Annotated in this window: 2 protein-coding genes; both read left to right on the top strand. The window is 58.0% G+C overall.

Translation table 11 applies throughout. From position 1 onward, the window contains the following. On the top strand, positions 1-815 hold an 815-nt coding region (locus NW819_RS04935), incomplete at its 5' end, for an AarF/UbiB family protein (protein ID WP_414413071.1). After that, on the top strand, positions 815-1,389 hold a 575-nt coding region (locus NW819_RS04930), incomplete at its 3' end, for a PP2C family protein-serine/threonine phosphatase (protein WP_414413070.1). The genes NW819_RS04935 and NW819_RS04930, both read left to right, overlap by 1 nt.

Here is a 1,389-nt window from a genome sequence, read left to right as displayed (position 1 = left end):
CCGATCCCCACCCCGGCAACATTGCCGTGAAGCCCGATGGCACGCTGATCTTCTACGACTTCGGCATGATGGGCCGCCTGCGCTCCGATGTGAAAGAAAAGCTGATGGGCACGCTGGCAGGTGTGGTCTCCAAAAATGCCGATCGGGTGGTGGCCTCGCTGGTGGAACTGGGGGTGCTGGTGCCCACCGCCGATCTGGCTCCGGTGCGCCGCTCGGTGCAGTACATGCTGGATCACTTTATGGACAAACCCTTTTCCAGCAACTCGGGAGAAATCTCGGTGGCGGCCATTAGCGAAGACCTTTACGAGCTGGCCTACGATCAGCCGTTTCGTTTCCCGGCTACCTTTACTTTTGTGATGCGGGCCCTGACCACGCTGGAGGGATTGGGGAAAGGGTTGGATCCGGAGTTCGACTTTATGGAGGTGGCCAAACCCTTTGCGGAAGAGCTGATGAGTTTAAACGGAAGCGAGACTGAGACCCTCTTGGCCCAGGTTGGCCGTCAAGCGGCTGAGTTCACCAGCAGCAGTCTCAGTTTGCCCCGCCGGATCGAATTGACCTTGAGCAAGATAGAACAAGGGGAGCTACGCCTGCGGGTGCGATCCAGCGAGACGGAGCGCTTGCTGCGCAAGCTGAACAACACCGGGCTGGGAGTCATTTACGGGGTGTTGTTTGCGGCCTTTTTTTTGAGCGCAACTCAGCTCTTTTTGGCCGGACATGCTACCTTAACGGTTATCACTTTGGTTTTGGCTGCCCTCGCTGCTCTTGCTTTAATCAGAGTACTCTTAAGGTTGAATCGGTCAGAGCGATTGATGTGATGCGACGATATGCCTGCGCTACGGATCCCGGCAAGATCCGCAGCAGCAATCAGGATGCCTACTACTGCGATCCGGAGGGACGCTACTTTATTGTTGCCGATGGTATGGGAGGACATGCTGCCGGGGCTACAGCCAGCCTGTTGGCTGTCGAGACCATCCGAGAATATCTGGATCGAGGCTGGAAAAACGTGCCGGCACCCCGGTTGCTCAGCGAAGCCGTAGAAGCAGCCAACAGTGCCATCCTCAAGGATCAGCGGGAAAATCCAGAGCGGGCAGACATGGGCACTACGGTGGTGGTGGCCATGGTGGATCCCAAGGGCAACTGCTGGAGCGCTCACATCGGTGATTCTCGCCTCTATCGCCTACGGGGATCCGAAATGCAGCGAATGACCGAGGATCACACCTTGGTGGCCCGCTCCATTCGACTGGGGGAGCTGACCTATGAGCAGGCCCGGATTCACCCTTGGCGACATATTCTCGAGCGCTGCCTGGGCCGACCCGATGCGGGTCCACCTTCTGTGCAGCCGATTACAGTTTACCCAGGGGATCGCCTGTTGTTGTGTAGCGACGGCCT

The organism is Synechococcus sp. R8-2, assembly GCF_047461715.1.
Taxonomy (GTDB): Bacteria; Cyanobacteriota; Cyanobacteriia; order Thermostichales; family Thermostichaceae; genus Thermostichus.
Note: the sequence above shows the minus strand (reverse complement) of the source record. Positions and strands in the feature narration are given on the sequence as shown.